Raw genomic sequence first — 18,313 nt, forward strand, 5'->3', positions numbered from 1 at the left:
GTCCATCAATGACTGGTATCGCGGCTCAGGGCATTTTCGATCAGATCGAGTTCGCGCAACAATTGCTGATGTACCTGATCGTCGAGCTTGTCCGCCAGCCACATCTGGAACAGCTCTTCCCGCTCGGCACGTATGCCTTCGAGACGGAAGGAGCGCTCCGACTCTTCGATCAAATGCTGGCGATCGCCCTCTTCCCCATCCTGAATGCCGTAATCGAGTCGGCGCTGATAGCGCTCCATCACACGACCTACCGCCTCCGCACGCACGTCATCACTCCCCGAAACTTCCTCGTTGATTTGTCGCAGTCGGTTCATTGCCGCTTCGGCGGCTGCCACGCGCGCTTCCCCCTCTCCTGCACCATGAACAGGTTCCGGCAGCAATTCAAGCTGGCGTGTCAGCAAGGGCAAGGCGATGCTGGCATTCAGCAGCGAAAGCATGATCACGCCTTTCGCGAGGAAGATCAGCAGATCGCGCGATGGAAAGGCGCCACCATCGGGTAACAGATAAGGCAAAGTGAGAATGCCGGCCAGCGTCAATGCGCCACGCACACCGGCGAAAGCCGTCACCAGCATCAATGCCAGCGAGGGCTTGCTGCCCTCTGCCTCTCCTTTGACCTTGCGGCGAAACAGTGTCAGGCGCAACGAACTCCAGACCCACATGAAACGCAGCACGGCCAACACCGCCGTAATCGCCAGTACATAAAGCGCCAGCCACCAGGCGCTCTGCAAGCCCAGCTCCGCCGAGACCTGCGGCAAACCTTCCACCGTGCTGCGCAACTGCGCACCGAGAATCACAAAGATCAGCCCGTTGAGCGCCATCTGGATCGTATCCCACACCGCACGGCGCTGCATGCGCGTCGTCGCCAGACGGCGTCCAACCAGATCGGCGTAATGCATGGTGATGCCTGCTGCAGCGGCAGCCAGAATGCCGGAACCACCGATATGCTCGGCAGCCAGATAAGCGGCGAACGGCACCAAGATGCTGATGAGAATCTGTGTTCCCGGATCTTCCCCGGCAGCGATGACCAGCCAGCGGTTGAGCAAACCGGTCAGCCAGGCTACGGCCACGCCCGCAACCAAGCCACCACCTGCTGCCTGCAGAAAATCGAGGCCGGCATCCATCAGCGAAAAACTGCCCGTGATGACCGCCAGCACGGCGAAGTGAAAACAGACGAGGCCCGACGCATCGTTGAGCAACGATTCACCTTCCAGAATGTGCATCAGGCGCGACGGCATGGGATTTTGCGAAGCAATCGCCGAAACCGCCACAGGATCGGTCGGCGAGAGAATGGCGGCCAGTGCGAAGGCTGCAGCCAGCGGTACGGCGGGAATCATCCAGTGCACGAAATAGCCGACACCAATCACCGTGAACAACACCAGACCGATCGCGAGCGTCACGATCGGACGTGCATCGCGGAAAAAAGCACTTTTTGGAATACGCCAGCCATCGAGAAACAGCAATGGTGGAATGAAGAACAGGAAGAAAAACTCAGGGTCCAGCGGCACCGTCATGCCGAAACCGTAAGACAACCCTGCACCGGCGGCGATCTGCACGAGTGGCAGCGGCACCTTGAGCGGCAACAGCCGCGCGACGAATGCGCTGGCAACGACGGCCAGCAGCAGAATCAGGACAATGGTGACGTTATGCATCGGGCAAGTCGTGAATACAGGGAAAACCATCCGAGCCCGCATCGCCCGGCATGACGTAAAAACGGCCAGCGTAGCCGCCGGCCGATTCTACGCTGCCCGTCACCCGAAGGAAATGAGAAATCGCCGCATTTACCTTCGGTTACAGCCAACACATGGCGATACAGACGTCAGGCGCGGTCCATCTTTTCACGACGGATGGCGTCGTCGTCCATCAGTTCGTACCACATCGCGTTCAGCACAGCGAAGGCGGCGGCCAAAGGCAAGCCGAGAATCCAGGCGAAATACCACATAAGAAACTCCTTTCGATTGCCCACCGTCTGATCGACGGCGGGCGATTCACATACAGATCAGTAAGCGTGGCCGCGTTCTTCGCTGATCGCTTTTTCGTCCACCTTGCCCCACAAAACACGATATACCCACGTCGTGTAGGCCAGGATGATCGGCATGAACACCACCGTGCAAACCAGCATGATGAACAGTGTCATGTGGCTTGACGAAGAATCCCATACCGTCAAACTGGCGCGCGGATCGAGTGACGACGGCAGGATGAACGGGAACATCGACGCACCGACGCTGAGGATGATGCCGGCAATGCTGAGCGAGCTTGCCAGCAAGGTCGCTACCTCACGGCGTGCACGCAATCCGATGAATGCCAGCAAGGCACCGGCCAGACCGACAATCGGTGCAGCCATGGTCCACGGATGCGCCTGGTAATTGGCAAACCAGACACCGACTTTCAGTTCAGCCGTTTTCAGCAAGGGATTGGATGGGCCGGTCGGATCAACGATGCTGCTGATGTGATAACCATCGATGAATTTCCACAACAAGACACCGGCAATCGCATACAGCACTGCGGTCAGCAAGGCGGCAATGCTGCCAATGGCACGTGAACGTTCGGCGACAGGTCCTTGCGTTTTCAGTTGCAGCCAGGCCGCGCCATGCATCGTCAGCATCGTCACCGACACCAGACCGCACAGCAGCGCAAACGGATTCAGCAACGCGAAGAAGCTGCCTTCGTAGAAAATCTGCATGCTGCCGTCAAAACGGAATGGCACACCTTGCAGCACATTGCCCATCGCGACGCCGAAAATCAGTGCAGGAATCAGGCCCGAAACGAACAACCCCATATCCCAAGCCTGACGCCAGCCGGCATCTTCACGCTTGCTACGGAACTTGAACGCCACCGGACGCACGATCAATGCAAACAGGATGGCGAACATGGCCAGATAAAAGCCCGAGAACGACACGGCATACAGCTGTGGCCACGCGGCAAAGATGGCTCCACCACCGAGAATCAGCCAGACCTGATTGCCTTCCCAGACCGGGCCGACAGCGTTGATGGCGACGCGACGTTCGACGTCGCCTTTGCCGACGAAAGGCAACAGGATGCCGGTACCGAGGTCGAAACCATCGGTCAGCGCAAAGCCGATCAGCAATATACCCAGCAATACCCACCAGGTCAGGCGCAATACGTCATATTCGATAAGTGTGTGCAGAATCATGCTAGCTCCACGGTTGCAGTTGGTGCGGAAGGTTGGTTGGCGCGCACATTGACGCCATCGGTCGGATCGTGTTCATCGACCGGGCCCTTGCGAATGTATTTGAGCATCAGCTTGACTTCGATGATCAGTAGCGTCGTATAGATCGCCACGAAACCGCCGAGTGAAATCAGCAAGGTCTTGATACCGAGGTTCGAGACGGCAACCGCGGTCGGCAACACGCCCTCGATCACCCATGGCTGACGGCCGAATTCGGCAACGAACCAGCCTGCCTCGATCGCGATCCACGGCAGCGGAATCGACCACAATGCAACCTTGAGCAGCCAGCGATATTGATCAAGTTTGCGACGCGCAGACAGTACGAAGAACACGCCCGTCAGCAGAATCAGGAACAGGCCGACTGCTACCATGATGCGGAAGCTCCAGAACAGGGGCGACACTTGCGGCACGGTATCCCAGGCAGCCTGCTTGATCTGTTCAGGCGTGGCCTGACGCGGATCATCCACGTAGCGGCGCAACAGCAAGGCATAGCCGAGATCGCCGCCGTTTTCCTCGAACTGCGCTTGCAGATCGTGGCTGATGTTCTTCATGCCGCCGTTTTCACGGATTTTCTGCAGTGCATCGTAGGCTTTCAAGCCATTCGAGATGCGACCTTCTGCACGCTCGACGAGTTCGATGATGCCGGGAATGGAGGTATCCAGCGAACGTGTACCGATCAGACCCATGATGAATGGCACGTGAATCGCGTAGTGATTCTCGCGTGCTTCCTGATCCGGAAAACCGACCAGCGTAAAGGCAGCCGGTGCATCCTGCGTATCCCACATGCCTTCGATGGCGGCCAGTTTCATCTTTTGGTGTTCAGTCGAGAGATAACCGCTTTCATCACCCAGCACGACCACCGACAAGGCCGCGGCCAGACCGAAGGAAGCCGCCACCGTCATCGAGCGTTTGGCGATATCCAGATGGCGTCCCTTCAGCAGGAACCACGCCGACACACCCAGCACGAATACCGAGGCAGCGACATAGCCAGCCGAAACCGTGTGCACGAACTTGGCCTGTGCCACCGGATTGGTCAGCACGGCGAAGAAATCCACGACTTCCATGCGCATGGTGTCGGGATTGAAGGCCGCGCCGACCGGATTTTGCATCCAGCCATTAGCGATCAGAATCCACAAGGCCGACAGGTTGGAGCCGATGGCAACCGCCCAAGTCGTGATCAGATGGCCGACCTTGGAGAGCTTGTCCCAACCGAAGAAGAACAGGCCGACGAAGGTAGCTTCGAGGAAGAAGGCCATCAAGCCTTCGATTGCCAGTGGCGCACCGAAAACGTCACCGACGTAATGGCTGTAGTAGCTCCAGTTCATGCCGAACTGGAATTCCATGACGACGCCGGTGGCGACGCCCATCGCAAAGTTGATACCGAATAGCGTGCCCCAGAACTTGGTCATGTCGCGCCAGATCGTGCGGCCTGTCATGACATAGACCGTTTCCATGATCGCCAGCAGGATCGACAGACCCAGCGTAAGCGGCACGAAGATGAAGTGATACAGCGCCGTGGCGGCGAACTGTAATCGCGAGAGTGAAACAATATCGAGATCCATAACGTCCTCTTTTAAAAACCTTCCCTTAAAACAAAAATCCTGACTGCCAGACAATCACTTTCAAAGACAAAACCCTTTAGTCCTGCCGCAACGACGCCAGCAAGACACCGAACAATGGTTCGCCGCGTCGGATATCGGCGACGATTGCACCGCGATGCATGCGCAGGATGCGATCGGCCAAGGCGGCTTCACGACGAATATGCGTCGCGATCAGCATGGTTTGCTGCGGACGCTCCATGCATGCCTGACGTAAGCCGATCAGCACGTCGTTCGCGGTTGCCTGATCCAGGCCTTCGGTTGGCTCATCCAGCAACCACAGCGGCAAAGGACGCAGCAGCACGCGTGCCAATGCCAACCGTCGAGCCTGCCCCCCAGAAAGCCCCAAACCGCCTTCGCCCAATCGCGTATCCAGCTTGCGTGGCATGGCCGCCACCACATCGGCAAGACCGGCCTTGCGCAACACCATCCATAGCTGCGCATCATCCGCATCGGGATTGGCCAGCAAGAGGTTGTCACGCAGGCTGTCCTGAAACAATTCGGTGCGCTGCGTCATCAGCACATTGGTGGAGACTTCGCAATCTCCATCCAGCGCTGAAATCTCGCCTGCCAGCAAGGCCATCAGCGTCGATTTTCCTGCGCCGCTATGACCGATCAAGGCCACGCGCTCGCCCGCACCGATGGTCAGCGACAGGTTGTGAATGTAGGGGCGAGTGACATTGGCAGGATCGGGATGCACGCTGATGTCGGACAGTTGCACCACAGGTGCAGGGATCAAAGCTGACGACGCTACTGTTGCCAGCGATACGGCAGGCAAATTCGCGAGATGCAATGGTTCGGACAGACGCTTGACGGACAATAAGGTGCGGCCCCATTCGATCGCACCGCGACGCAACGCGGAAAATGGCTCCGTGGCAGTTAGCACCAGCAATAGGCAGAACGCTGCGACCGGCGCATCGATCAGGTGTTGCTCGATCAAGAAGGCAACCGCAAGCAAGGTGCTGCAAAGCAAACCGGCACCGGCAATCGCATAGGCCATGCCGGAAAGGGATTCGAGGTGATTAAGCGCATCGTCAGCCTGCGCGATGCGTGCATCGGCAGCATCGATCTTGCTGCACTGGGCCTGCAAACGACCATGCATGAGCAACTCGCTTTGCCCGGCTACGAGATCAACGCTACGAGCACGCAAGGCTTCCAGTGCGTGATGACGGTTGCGTGCAATGCGCGCAGCGCGTCGTGCCACGAACAAGGCAATACCAAGTCCGCTCACGAGCAGCCAGCATACGACGCCAAGCCCCAGCCAAGGCTGAACGAACGCCAGCGCGATGCCGGTGACCACGGCGGCCACCATGGCTGAAAATACCGGCACCATCACACGCAAATAGACGGAGTCCAGCGCATCGATATCGGTCGTCAAACGAAACAGCAATTGTGCCGGCCGTGCCAGCAAGCGGCGTGCCGCCTGCGGTTGTGCCCAGCCACGGAACAAGCGCACACGCAGATCGGCCAGCACGCTCAAGGTCGTATCGTGTGTGACCATGCGTTCGCCATAGCGCAACCCGGTACGTCCCATAGCCAGCAAACGAATACCGGCAGATGGCATGAAGACATCGAAGGTGAAAGCCAGCGCAACGTTAAGACCGGCAATCGCGGTGGCAGTAATGAACCAGCCGGACAAACCGAGCAAGGCCATGCCGGACAAAACAGTGAGCGCGGCAATGCCGGCGCCCATCCACGCCTGACGACGATGGCCGACCGCAAACAGTTGCATGACTCCGCGTACATCGCGCAAGGTGCCGGTGCGTTTGCTTGACGTATTCAGCATGCGCGCACCCGCTCTTTCTCGCCCAGTACGATCGTGCGATCAAGGCGATTTGCCAGTGTCATGTCATGCGTTGCCACGAGCATGGTCTTGCCTTGCGCCAAACGCAGAAGTGCCTGCATGACTTGTTCAGCCGTTTCGCGATCCAGATGGGCAGTCGGCTCGTCGACGAGGAGAATGGCCGCATCGGCATTCGCTGCCGCACGTGCCAGCGCCAGCCGCACGACCTCGCCCCCCGACAGACCACCACCCATTTCGCCCAGAATGACGCCCTGCTGCGCTTGCGGCACCTTGTGCAAGGCCGCCAGATGCAAGGCATGTTCGACATCGGTCTTGCTCACATCAGCGCGACCAAATGACACATTGCTGCGCACCGATCCTGCGAATACATGCGGATTCTGACCGACCCATGCCATGCGGCGACGCAAGGTTTTCACGCTGTCTGCCTGCAGGCGCTGCCCGTCGATCAGGATCTCGCCATGCTGCGGTGCTGCCATACCAGCGATCAGCGCCAGCAGGGTCGATTTGCCGATGCCGCTAGGCGCAAGGATGGCAACATGTTCACCGGCAGCAATATGCATATTCACGTCATTCAGCGCCTTCGCACCTTCTGGATAGGTGAAATGCACGTGATGCACGGCGATTGCAGGCGCGACCATTTTTTTTGCCGGCTTTGTCGCATCCGTTGCAACGGCATGCAACCCATGTTCGGGCAGATTCATGCCTTGCTGCGTCAGCAATGCCATCTGATCCAGCGCAGCTTCGCCAGATGCACGGTCATGCCAGGCCGCAGACAGTTCACGCAATGGTTCGAAGAAGGATGGCGAGAGCAGCAGGACGAAAAGTGCCTGTCCCAAGGTAAGCTTGTCGCTCCAGGTGCCGAATGGTAGTTGGCCAAGCAGGTGGAAGCCGATGTAGACGGCGACCAGTGCCACGCCAAGAGCGGAAAACAACTCCAGTACGGCAGAAGAAAGAAAGGCAATCCGCAAAACGGCCATGGTGCGGCGACGCAGATCGTGTGCAGTGTCGTGAAGACGATCAGCCGTACGGTCAACGGCTTGCAGGGAACGAATGGTCGTCAACCCGCGCAGGCGATCCAGCAAAAAGGCATTCATGTTGCCGATCTCGCCCAGTTGCGCCTCGCTGGCAGCTTTGGCACGCCAACCAACCAGTGCCATGAAAACAGGGATCAACGGCGCGGCAACCAGCAGAATCAACCCCGCCACCCACGAAACGCTCGACACGCAGGCAAGAATCACCAGTGGCACGATGGTTGCACGCAAACGTGCTGGCTGGTACCGCACGAGATAAGGCAACACAGCCTCGGCCTGCTCGGCCAAAGCGCTACCAGCCAGGCCGGATGCTGGACGTTGCGGATCAATCGGCGAACGCATGGCGATGACTTCGGCCAGAACGTGACGCAGTTCGCTCAATCTGGTGCGCGCACGTTTGAAAACCAGGCGCAGCCCAACCATGTCAGCAACTGCGCGCGCCACGCCCAGCATGAAAATTGCCAGCACAGAGAAAACGATGCTTTCGACACCGTTGCCATCGGCAAGCGACTGCACGGAGTACGCCAGCAACGCAGCCTGTGGAATCCAAAGCAAGGAAGCCATCGACTGCAAAATGCTGCCCGCCTCTCTTCCTTTCGAAAGTCTGAGCTGGGAAAACAGGACTGCAGCTTGCTTCATGGATGTGGATGGTCGATCAATCGCTAGAGGCTGTCGATATGGCAAATCACCCGAGGACAATCTGCCCTAGGACAAATCGCCTCACACGTGTGGATGCACTACACGACAGAAGTTGAACGTATGGTGCGCCAACCACGATTCCGTTTATTGAGCTACATCAAGTAATGCGTATCCATGACATCGGCAGGCGTCTGGAAAACCACACAATAAATTCTTCCTTGACGGAGTAGAACGATCGTTCTACCATGCAGACATGGACGATCCCGACATGACCGAACCGCGGCAGAAGCTGCTGGCAGCAACCGAGCGACTGATCTATGCGGGCGGCATTACCGCCACCGGCATGGATCGCATCGTCAAGGAATCTGGCGTTGCCAGGAAAACGATTTATACGTATTACCGCAACAAGGATGAGTTGGTGGCCGATGCGCTGGCCAAGCGCGATGTGCGCTGGATGAACTGGTTCATCGCGCGTAGCGGCAAGGCCGATACGCCTGCCGGCAAATTGCTGGCGACATTCGACGCACTGGAAGAATGGTTTTTTACCCCGGACTTTCGCGGCTGTGCCTTCATCAATGCCGCAGGCGAAATTGGCGATGAACGCGACCCGATACGTGCCGTCGCCAAGCGGCACAAGATCAAGCTGCGCGACTATCTGCACAAACTGGCTGTCGCCTATGGTGCAGAGGATGCCGATCAACTGGCTGCGGAATTCCTGATCCTGATCGATGGTGCCATTACCGTCGCACTCGTCATGGGTCGCAAGGAAGCAGCACGCGAAGCGCAGCAACTGGCACGCAAACTGTTGAAGACATGAGCTGGCTCATGCACAAAGCAGAGAAAAACGTTTTATCGATTTCGTTGCACATGCAGTTCTTTCTTACGCCTTAACCACCACAGGAGATCATGATGTCTGCCAACCCGAACGTCCGCCCGCCACTGCCTCCGTTCACGCGTGAAACCGCCATCCAGAAAGTCCGTCTTGCCGAAGATGGCTGGAACGGCCGAGATGCCTCCAAAGTCGCCCTTGCGTACAGCGTTGACACCAAATGGCGTAACCGTGCCGAATTCGTTACGAACCGCGCAGAAGCGCAAGCCTTCCTCGAACGCAAATGGGCCAAGGAACTCGACTATCGACTGATCAAGGAACTGTGGGCGTTCACCGACAACCGTATCGCCGTACGCTATGCCTATGAATGGCATGACGATGCCGGCAACTGGTTCCGTTCATATGGGAATGAAAACTGGGAATTCGGCGAAGACGGTCTGATGATCAATCGCTACGCATCGATCAACGACAAACCGATCAAGGAATCGGAGCGCAAGTTCCACTGGCCTCTCGGCCGCCGCCCTGACGATCATCCGGGCCTGAGCGAACTCGGACTTTGATGCCCCTCCCCCGCTTGATTCATATCAAGCGGGTGGCTCGGGATGATGCGTTAATATCGCCTGGCGACAAGACGCACATCACGGCCTTTATCAAGATCACCATGCTGAATCCCGAGCTTTGCACCGAAGAAGAAGTCCGCACACTGGTCCATGCATTCTATGCGCGTGTGCGCAAGGACGACGTGCTCGGCCCCATCTTTAACCGACAGGTACACGATTGGGATGAACACTTGGTCACACTCACACGCTTCTGGTCCTCGATTCTGCGCGGTACCGGCAGCTACACCGGCACGCCCATGCAAAAGCATGCGCAGATGGCGCATCTGGACGAATCCTTATTCGAGCGCTGGCTCGCGCTCTTTCTGATTACAACACGCGAACAGCCGAATCAGGCCATGGGCGAACGCGCCTACAGCACCGCCCGCCGCATTGCGCAAAGCCTTTGGTACGGCTGGCAAATGCAGAATGCGCCGGGCACCATGCCACATGACTTGAGACTGGATCAGGCTGACAAAACTACGGAGTCCTAGAACGTCACGGAGACATTCAGGCCAAATATCCGCATTTCGCCAACTTCGATGTACTAACCAATAAAGCTTTGCCCGCGCCTTCTTCCCTACTTCGAGCAAGAACACTTAGAAACGGTAGCGAAGGCTGAGCGTCGCATTTCTCGGTTCGCCGTAGGTCAACTGACCGAACGCCTCTGCCATACCGAAATACGTTTTATCAAAGACATTATTGATATTCAGTTGTGCGGAAAGCTTGGGAGAAAAGTCGTAGCGCGCCATCAGATTTACAAGGCTGAAAGCCTTTTGCTCGAATCGCTCTTTTGCTCCAGAAGGATTGGTTGCGATCGCGTAGGTCGCATCTTGCCAATTCACACCACCGCCGACCGTCAACCCATTCCATTGGCCTGGTAAGCGATAGGTCGTAAATACCCTGAACAACTTACGTGGGTAGACGGTATTCACATCCGTGCCATCTGCCTTGGTCGCTTCAAATTGCGTATAGCCGACGTTGATGTTCCATCCGCGTGCCAACTCGCCCGCTAAATCCAACTCAAAACCATCGCTGGTTGCGCCATTGGCCTCGGTGTAATACGCACGTCCTGCAATGGTTCCTGCCGCTTGAGCCAGGTTGTCCTGTTTTATATGGAATACGGCCAACGAACCATTAAGACGTCCGCCAATGAACTCGCCTTTGATACCCGCCTCGGCACTTTTCCCAATTACGGGCTTCAGATAACTACCCGTTACTGTGGTCTCGCTCTGTGTCTGGAAAATGCTTGTATAGCTTGCATAAGCCGAGAAATTTTCATTGATGTCGTAAATCAGACCGGCGTACGGTGTGACCTTGTGGTCTACCTTGATCGTCTGGTAGGGCTGAGCAAGGTAATAGGCATTTCCTGATTTGTCGTAGCTTGTCACACGCGAGCCAAGAATCAATTTAATTGGGTCAGCCAAACTGAATCGTGCAACGCCATAGAGCGACTGCTGTTTGGTTGTATCGTCCTGATAGTAGGTTGGCGCAGTCCAGTTTGGCGCAGGGACCCCACCATTCCACGTGTTGAAGTTAGCGCTGCTCGCCGGTAGATACCCGCGTGTGTAGGAATTGAATTTCTGCTCAGAGTAAATGTATCCGGCGGCTAGTTCATGCGTACGCCCTGCCAGAGCGAATGGACCACTGACATTCACGGAAAGATCGTTTTGTCGCGTCTGCGTGAGATAAGAACCACCGTTTGCGGTCAATCCCAATCCTGTCGCGCGGTTCGGGAAGCCGGATTGGTAATACAAATACGAATCGCCGTTCCGCTCGCCATAGCTGTAATTACCTTCGATCTTCCACCCATTACCAAATCGATGTTCGAGTTTGGCGAAATAGTTTTCATACGTTGCGTCCCAGCGCGACCAATTGGCAGAAGTCGTTTTTGATCGGTCGAAATTGGTCCTTGTCCCGTCGCTATACCAGACTGGTAAGCCGCCCCACATCGGACTCTTCGTATTGTTTTCCTGACGACTGAATCCAAGCGTCAGCAAGGTGTTATCAGTCAGATCAGCCTCGATCGTTCCAAACACGGTTTGTGCCTTGTTCTTCATCAGATCAATCCAGCTGTCTTTCTGCTCGTACTCCGCTACCAGGCGGCCACGCACAGTGCCTGCTTGATTCAGAGAAGACGATACGTCTGCAGATGCGCGCCGCTGATTCCAGCTTCCAATGCCCACATCTGCTGAACCCGTGAACGTCTTGCTGGCGGCACGCTTATGCACCAGATTGATCGCAGCCGAAGGATCGCCTACTCCCGTCATCAAACCCGTTGCACCGCGCACGATTTCTACACGATCATAAGGAGCAAGACTGCTCATCACCTCGCCAGAACTCCATCCTTGCCCCCATGTCGTTGGCACGCCGTCGATCATAATATTGTTGATCTTGAAGCCGCGCGCATTGAACTGCGCACGGTTTGTCTCGTACTGATTGACCGATACGCCGGTGGTGTTATTGAGCACGTCAGTTACCGTTAGCAGACGCTGATCTTCGATACGCTGTTGTGTTACGACCGAGACCGATTGCGGCGTGTCGCGCAGAGACATGCTCAACGGCGTAGCCGATTTCGAACGACCGCTGGTATAGGAGCCCGTTCCCTCCGTCGTCTCGCCCAGCGTGGCAGCCTCTACCTTGATTTCAGGCAGCGTATCCACTTGCGTGGCTTGCTGTGCATGCACCATCGCTGGAATGGCAAGTGCCACCAAGACGACTAATGGACGGCGTTTCGGGAAGTGGGTCTTTGCGTGATTTGCCATTCATATCTCCTAAGGATGAGATTGGCTGGCATCGCAAAAGGCTGTTGGACAACAACACGGGCGAGGAAGGCTGGCTGATCAAAAATAGGGTTGAATGATAATTATTCCTATTTTTTTTAGTCAACAATAAATTGTTTTTGACGCTTTTTTTACAACAGACGATCACTTTATTTTCCATTTTCGTTAAAGAAGACTTTTAACGGACAAGGTATTTTGGTGGTCACGCAGCTTCTTGCTAAGCCTGAATAGAGTGTTCTGATCGATAAAAACGCTGCCTTGTGCAGCGTTTTTGTCATGTACATTTTTCTTGCACGGCAACATTTCCAGATCGATATGACACCGATAAGTTTGCTGCCGAATCCAGTTCATTGAGTCATAGCAGTTTCTTCATGCGAGCTTCAGGTGCTCGCAACACGGTCTTCTCTTTTGATACATCCGCTTACAAGAAATAGCTTCCCTCTCCATATGCTTGCGTGGAAAGCGACTACCATGCATTCATGCACTCTCACCTCGCGAATGTTATGCAGACTCATCGGAAAATTTGGAAGCTGTTCGCTCTCTGTCTTTTCTCAATGACGGCAGCATCCTTTTCGTTTGCCGCCACGCTCACATCGAATGACGTGCAAACGGTTCACGTGTTGAATCGCCTTGCCTACGGCCCGCGCCCCGGCGATATCGAGCAAGTCAATCGTATGGGTGTAATGCGCTACATCGATCAGCAGCTTCAGCCGGAACGCATCCCCTTGCCACAAGAACTGGAGCAACGTCTGCAAGCGCTGGATGTGGCACAGGCGCCAGCAGGACAAACGGTTGCCGACTACGTCAATGCACGCAAAACCGCCCGCGAGAATGCGAATGATGAGAACGCCAAGGCGCAGGAACGCATCAATCGCCAGACTGCCGAAGCGCGGCTGATCCGCGCCATCGACAGCCCGCGCCAGTTGCAGGAAGTCATGGTGGATTTCTGGTTCAACCACTTCAATGTATTCGCCGGCAAGGATCTCGTCCGACCGCTAATTGCAAGCTATGAACGGGATGCGATCCGTCCTTACGCGCTCGGGCATTTCCGCGATCTGCTCGGCGCGACAGCCAAGCATCCGGCCATGCTGTTCTATCTGGACAACTGGCTGTCGGTCGTTGACCAGCCCGAAGAGACGGACAAACCCAACAAGAAACGCACAGGCTTGAATGAAAACTATGCGCGCGAGCTGATGGAACTGCATACGCTCGGCGTCGACAATGGTTACACGCAGCAGGATGTCACGGCATTGGCACGCATCCTGACGGGCTGGACCTTCAATCGTCAGGCGCTCATGCAAAACAATCAGATGTTCGTTTTTGATGCGCGCCGACACGATCAGGGCGTGAAGCAATGGCTGGGCATGTCAATTTCACCGCAAGGCCAAGTCGAAGGCGAACAGGCATTGGACCATCTGGCGAGCAGCCCGGCGACGGCACGCCATCTGTCGCAAGAGCTCGCGCAATACTTCGTCAGCGATACGCCACCGCCGGCCCTCGTCAAACGCATGGCGCAACGTTATCTGCAAACCGATGGCGATATCCGCGAAGTGCTACGCACTCTCTTTCACAGCAAGGAATTCATGGATGCAGCCAATATTGGCAACAAATACAAAACGCCGTATCAATACGTCATATCCAGCCTGCGTGCCACAGGCATCAGTGTGACGAACGTGCAGCCAATCCTCAACAATCTCAACCAGTTGGGCATGCCGCTCTACGGTTGCCAGACGCCTGACGGCTACAAGAATACGCAAGAGGCATGGCTGAATCCCGATGCACTGACGCGACGCATTACCTATGCCGGCGATCTGGGATCAGGACGCCTGATTCAGCGTTTGCAGCAAACCGAGCAAACGCCCGATGCGGCCAAATCCAAACCGCAAGCACCGGATGCCGATGCCTTGCTGCAAACCCTTGGCAACAGCATCGGCGAGAAAACCCGTGCCGTCATCGACATGCAAGCCCCACCACTACGCGCTGCCCTGATTCTCGGCAGTCCGGATTTCATGCAAAAGTAGCCTTTGCTACATAAGTTGGCAGTATCAGGAGCAAGGAGTCTTTCATGCAACGTCGCCATTTTCTGCAATCGTCCATGCTGCTGACGGCGGGCCTGATCCTGCCGCTCGGCTCTCATGCGTGGGCAGCGACCGGTGCACCTGCCGACCGCAAGCTGATCGTCGTCATGTTGCGCGGCGCGATCGATGGTTTGAATGTCGTCGCACCGTATGGCGATGCCGACTATCGACAATTGCGGCCGACGATTGGCCTTGCCCCACCGGGCCAAGAGAATGGCGCCATCAATCTGGATGGCTACTTCGGTCTGCACCCTGCCCTGCAGGATCTGCAACCGCTATGGGAAGAAAAGAAGCTGGCCTTCATTCATGCCAGCGGCTCACCCGACCCCAGCCGTTCGCACTTCGACGCGCAGGACTATCTGGAGACGGGCACGCCCGGCAACAAGCGTACCAGGGATGGCTGGATGAATCGCCTCGTTGCAGCATTGCCAGGTGAAGCCTCACCTGTTCGCGTGCTGGGCGTTGGTGCCGTCATGCCACGCATTCTCAGTGGCCGAGCAGCCACTACCAATATTGCCAATCTCGCCGCCCCCGGTAACGGCTTCCTCGACAAGCCACAAATCAGTGATGCCTTCGACGCCATGTATGGCAACAGCGAACGTTTTGCCACCGTCTATCAGGATGCGCGTGCCGCCCGGCGCGAAATTGCTGCTGCTTCGATGAGTGAAGAAATGCGCAAGGCCAATGGCGGCGCACCACTGCCGAATGGTTTTCCTAGGGATGCCACGCAACTCGCCCGCCTGATGCGTAGCGATGCACGCATCCAGATGGCCTTCGTCGCACTCGGCGGCTGGGATACGCATGCCAATCAGGGTGCGGGCAAAGGCCAACTCGCCAATCGACTCGCACCGTTGGGCGAAGGCCTTGCCACACTGGCTCGCGAGCTCGGCCCGCTGTTCGACCAGACAACCATCGTCGTCATGTCGGAATTCGGGCGCACCGCGAAGGAAAACGGCAATCAGGGAACCGATCACGGGCATGGCAATGCGATGTGGCTGCTCGGTGGTCGCGTCAATGGCGGCAAGGTCTATGGAGAATGGCAAGGTCTTGCCAGCAAGCAGTTACATGAAGCGCGCGATCTGCCGGTGACAACGGATTTCCGCTCTGTGCTGGCGCAGGTAACCGAACGGCATCTCTTGTTGAATGATCGTCGGCTGAATCAGGTCTTTCCGGCTGGGCCAGGGAGTACATCCTTGCGGCTGTTTGCCTGATTTTGCGTTCTTCGGCAGCAAACCTGCCAAGCAAGGGTGTCCATATGCACGTTCGTTATTCAATAGATATATGCAGCCTATTTAGACAGCTTTCAGCAAATACGAATCGATGTTGATCAATAAAAAACGACTGCCGAAGCAGTCGTTTGAAGACAGCGATTTCCAGGATTAAAAATCTGCGCGCAAACCGACGGTGATACTACGTGGCTCTCCATAAATCAGGCCATTGTAAAACCCGTACTGACGATAGTAGGTTTTATCAAACAGATTGTTGATGTTGAGCGTCAGCGTTGTCTTGTCGTTGATCTGATAACGCGCCATGGCATTGGCGAGTGCAACTCCACTGGTACGCACTGGAGTAGTCGTCGTGCCACCGCCGGCCAATGGAATCACGACATTCGTCCCCCATACGGTCGCACTTTCATAAGACACGCCGCCACCAATAGTAAGCTTGCTCAAGTCGCCGGAGAATTGATATGCCGTCTGCACTTTCACAGTGTTGTGCGGATCACGATTGGCATTTGTCAAACCGTCCTGCTCAAGATAGGCGTAGCCGATCATCCCAGTCCAGTTTTTCGTCAGGTTGCCGCTTGCAGCCAATTCAATGCCGCGAGACTCGACACCACTACCACTAGCTACATAAGCTTGTGTCCCGTTGGTACCAGGAACAACATTATTGCCATCAATGACGGCCACATTATTTTGCTTGGCTTGAAAGATCGCTGCTGACACATTCAATGCACCATCCAGCAATTCGCCCTTTACACCCATTTCATAAGATGATCCTGTAACCGGTTTAAGAACGTCGCCAGATGTATCGCGCTGTGACTGTGGCTTAAACACGTCGGTATAACTTGCATACACCGAATATTTTTCGTTCAGGTCATATACGACACCGACATAAGGCGTAACAACTTTCTTCGATTGCATCGCACTACGGGTAGCAACATTCGCAACTGAGTAGGTATCTATATACGTCTCGTAGTCACTCAGGCGAGCCCCAACAATGGTCTTGAGCTTGTCAGTCAGATTGAAACGACTGGTTGCGTAAATACCGTAATTATTCGTCGTCGTTTCTGCCCGTGCGTTCGTGCGGAACGTCACAAAATCTGCATAGTTACCATCCCAGGAAAATACATTTGGGATTGATAAGCCGGTACGGATCATGCAACTGGTGCGCAATGTTCCTGCGAGGCTGCAGTTAGCAGGTGAGGCACTCGAGAATGTGTACTGTGTCAACTGGGATTTTGTTCCGTTTGCGCCGATGACGAATTCATGCTCCCGCCCAAACAAATTGAACGGCCCACCTACGGAGGCGGATAAACCGGTCATTTGCGACTCATATTCAGAATGAAAGCCATTCAGAATGCCCCCCGTTCCGCTTTGCGTGATCAAACCTGAATAAATCCCTGTGGTCGAGTTGTAATTTGCCTTGACGACGCCGAGATTGTTGATGGAGTCACTTTCGGAATGCGATAGCGCCAATTTCGCTTTCCACCGATTTGCCAAGCGGTGTTCTAGGTTCGCGAATACGGTTGTACTCTCGACGTCGGTATAACTCCAGTTCGCAACCGGATGAAAACTGCGCGACAGATTGGTTGTTGATCCATCGGCGTACCATACCGGCACACTTGGTCCCCAGGAGGCGCCATTGTGTCGATTCTTTTCATGCTGAACGCCTACGTTCAACGTCGTATCCGGCGTCAAATCCGCTTCGATCGACCCAAGAAAACCAAGGCTGTTGATGCTTTCGCGTTCGCGGAAAGAACCTGCATTAGCGGTACTGATCACAAATCTTGACCGTACACGACCATCTTCCGTCACTGGCAAATTGGCATCCACATTGAAACGCTTGGTATTCCAGCTCCCGTAGGAAACCCCGGCACTGATTTTGCGTTCCTTGGTCGGCTTCTTGCGAACCAAATTGACTGTCGCCGAAGGGTCACCTGTCCCACCCAGCAAGCCATTTGCTCCGCGAACAACTTCGACATGGTCATACAGGTTCAGATCCAATGTCGATCCGGTTCCGGAAAAGCTGGTCTGCGCATTGCTTTCGATATCATCAACACGATATGTGGTGACATCAAATCCGCGTGCGCGGAAAGTCACGCGCGTCCCGACATCCAGCTGTGTCGTCGTTACGCCAGGCGTGGCACTCAGCAATTGATCGACATTCTGGATGTTCTGATCATCCAGTTGCTGCCGCGTGATTACCGTCACCGATTGCGGCGTATCCCGCGGCGCCAAAGTCAAACCCGTCGAAGAACTGGCAGCACGTGCGCCGTAGGATTGCGAACCTTCGGTGGTGGTTGTACGTTGCGCCGTGGCGGTAACTGCTGGTAGTACGGCTTCTTCAGCAGGTGCTGCAGTGCCACTATCTTGTGCGAAGGCGTGCTGCATGGATAAGGCCGCAAGTGCCATGTTTAATAAAGCTTTTTGTATGGCACGTGACAAGGCACGGGGATGAGAAGGGATTTCATGGGCAGAATGATGCGGCAACACTGTGGAAATTTCCTTTCGCTGAATCATTTATTAATAATGATTCTCATTTTAGAAA

General features: G+C 55.6%; 13 protein-coding genes. 5 read left to right on the plus strand and 8 right to left on the minus strand.

What is annotated here, in order from left to right; genetic code table 11:
* Positions 1 to 5: 5 nt before the first annotated feature.
* The 6 genes from QZ725_RS10560 to cydD form a co-directional block, all read right to left on the minus strand.
* A complete protein-coding gene (locus QZ725_RS10560) occupies positions 6 to 1,649 on the minus strand; it encodes a Na+/H+ antiporter (RefSeq protein WP_293779296.1) in 1,644 nt (547 codons plus the stop codon).
* 167 nt (positions 1,650 to 1,816) lie between these two features.
* Positions 1,817 to 1,939 (minus strand): cytochrome bd-I oxidase subunit CydX, encoded by a 123-nt coding sequence (gene cydX / locus QZ725_RS10565; protein ID WP_293779298.1) that lies wholly within the window; start codon positions 1,937 to 1,939, stop codon positions 1,817 to 1,819.
* Between the two features lie 57 nt (positions 1,940 to 1,996).
* Entirely contained in the window at positions 1,997 to 3,151 is a 1,155-nt protein-coding gene (gene cydB, locus QZ725_RS10570) for a cytochrome d ubiquinol oxidase subunit II (protein WP_293779300.1), read from the minus strand.
* Entirely contained in the window at positions 3,148 to 4,749 is a 1,602-nt protein-coding gene (locus QZ725_RS10575; RefSeq protein ID WP_293779302.1) for a cytochrome ubiquinol oxidase subunit I, read from the minus strand. The genes cydB and QZ725_RS10575 overlap by 4 nt, the downstream gene beginning before the upstream one ends.
* 76 nt (positions 4,750 to 4,825) lie before the next feature.
* A complete protein-coding gene (locus QZ725_RS10580) occupies positions 4,826 to 6,517 on the minus strand; it encodes an ATP-binding cassette domain-containing protein (protein ID WP_293779318.1) in 1,692 nt (563 codons plus the stop codon).
* Positions 6,518 to 6,564: 47 nt separating this feature from the next.
* A complete protein-coding gene (gene cydD / locus QZ725_RS10585) occupies positions 6,565 to 8,184 on the minus strand; it encodes a thiol reductant ABC exporter subunit CydD (RefSeq protein WP_293779304.1) in 1,620 nt (539 codons plus the stop codon).
* A gap of 328 nt (positions 8,185 to 8,512) precedes the next feature.
* On the opposite strand from cydD, the gene QZ725_RS10590 reads away from it, so the two are divergent.
* The 3 genes from QZ725_RS10590 to QZ725_RS10600 all read left to right on the plus strand — a co-directional run bounded on the left by QZ725_RS10590 (position 8,513) and on the right by QZ725_RS10600 (position 10,178).
* Complete coding sequence (locus QZ725_RS10590; protein ID WP_293779306.1) at positions 8,513 to 9,076, plus strand: TetR/AcrR family transcriptional regulator; 564 nt, start codon at positions 8,513 to 8,515, stop codon at positions 9,074 to 9,076.
* 92 nt (positions 9,077 to 9,168) lie between these two features.
* A complete protein-coding gene (locus QZ725_RS10595; RefSeq protein ID WP_293779308.1) occupies positions 9,169 to 9,648 on the plus strand; it encodes a nuclear transport factor 2 family protein in 480 nt (159 codons plus the stop codon).
* A 101-nt stretch (positions 9,649 to 9,749) separates the two neighbouring features.
* Entirely contained in the window at positions 9,750 to 10,178 is a 429-nt protein-coding gene (locus QZ725_RS10600; protein ID WP_293779320.1) for a group III truncated hemoglobin, read from the plus strand.
* Positions 10,179 to 10,283: 105 nt separating this feature from the next.
* Here the strand turns inward: QZ725_RS10600 and QZ725_RS10605 are convergent, their stop codons facing one another.
* Positions 10,284 to 12,347, minus strand: a complete 2,064-nt coding sequence (locus QZ725_RS10605; protein ID WP_293779310.1) for a TonB-dependent siderophore receptor — start codon at positions 12,345 to 12,347, stop codon at positions 10,284 to 10,286.
* Positions 12,348 to 13,021: 674 nt separating this feature from the next.
* Between QZ725_RS10605 and QZ725_RS10610 the strand changes: the two genes are divergently transcribed.
* Positions 13,022 to 14,488: a DUF1800 domain-containing protein gene (locus QZ725_RS10610; protein WP_293779312.1), complete on the plus strand. Its 1,467-nt coding sequence runs from the start codon at positions 13,022 to 13,024 to the stop codon at positions 14,486 to 14,488.
* A gap of 44 nt (positions 14,489 to 14,532) precedes the next feature.
* Positions 14,533 to 15,756, plus strand: a complete 1,224-nt coding sequence (locus QZ725_RS10615) for a DUF1501 domain-containing protein (RefSeq protein ID WP_293779314.1) — start codon at positions 14,533 to 14,535, stop codon at positions 15,754 to 15,756.
* 168 nt (positions 15,757 to 15,924) lie between these two features.
* Here the strand turns inward: QZ725_RS10615 and QZ725_RS10620 are convergent, their stop codons facing one another.
* Positions 15,925 to 18,285 carry a TonB-dependent siderophore receptor gene (locus QZ725_RS10620; protein WP_293779316.1) on the minus strand — a complete coding sequence of 787 codons (2,361 nt, stop codon included), beginning with the start codon at positions 18,283 to 18,285 and terminating at the stop codon, positions 15,925 to 15,927.
* Between the last annotated feature and the right edge of the window lie 28 nt (positions 18,286 to 18,313).

It is taken from the genome of uncultured Oxalicibacterium sp., assembly GCF_913776015.1.
GTDB lineage: Bacteria > Pseudomonadota > Gammaproteobacteria > Burkholderiales > Burkholderiaceae_D > Oxalicibacterium.

Coding starts and splice junctions, on each gene's coding strand:
- QZ725_RS10560 (WP_293779296.1), bottom strand. CDS start 1,649: ATGCATAACGTCACCATTGTCCTGATTCTGCTGCTGGCCGTCGTTGCC.
- cydX (WP_293779298.1), bottom strand. CDS start 1,939: ATGTGGTATTTCGCCTGGATTCTCGGCTTGCCTTTGGCCGCCGCCTTC.
- cydB (WP_293779300.1), bottom strand. CDS start 3,151: ATGATTCTGCACACACTTATCGAATATGACGTATTGCGCCTGACCTGG.
- QZ725_RS10575 (WP_293779302.1), bottom strand. CDS start 4,749: ATGGATCTCGATATTGTTTCACTCTCGCGATTACAGTTCGCCGCCACG.
- QZ725_RS10580 (WP_293779318.1), bottom strand. CDS start 6,517: ATGCAACTGTTTGCGGTCGGCCATCGTCGTCAGGCGTGGATGGGCGCC.
- cydD (WP_293779304.1), bottom strand. CDS start 8,184: ATGGCTTCCTTGCTTTGGATTCCACAGGCTGCGTTGCTGGCGTACTCC.
- QZ725_RS10590 (WP_293779306.1), top strand. CDS start 8,513: ATGGACGATCCCGACATGACCGAACCGCGGCAGAAGCTGCTGGCAGCA.
- QZ725_RS10595 (WP_293779308.1), top strand. CDS start 9,169: ATGTCTGCCAACCCGAACGTCCGCCCGCCACTGCCTCCGTTCACGCGT.
- QZ725_RS10600 (WP_293779320.1), top strand. CDS start 9,750: ATGCTGAATCCCGAGCTTTGCACCGAAGAAGAAGTCCGCACACTGGTC.
- QZ725_RS10610 (WP_293779312.1), top strand. CDS start 13,022: ATGACGGCAGCATCCTTTTCGTTTGCCGCCACGCTCACATCGAATGAC.
- QZ725_RS10615 (WP_293779314.1), top strand. CDS start 14,533: ATGCAACGTCGCCATTTTCTGCAATCGTCCATGCTGCTGACGGCGGGC.
- QZ725_RS10620 (WP_293779316.1), bottom strand. CDS start 18,285: ATGATTCAGCGAAAGGAAATTTCCACAGTGTTGCCGCATCATTCTGCC.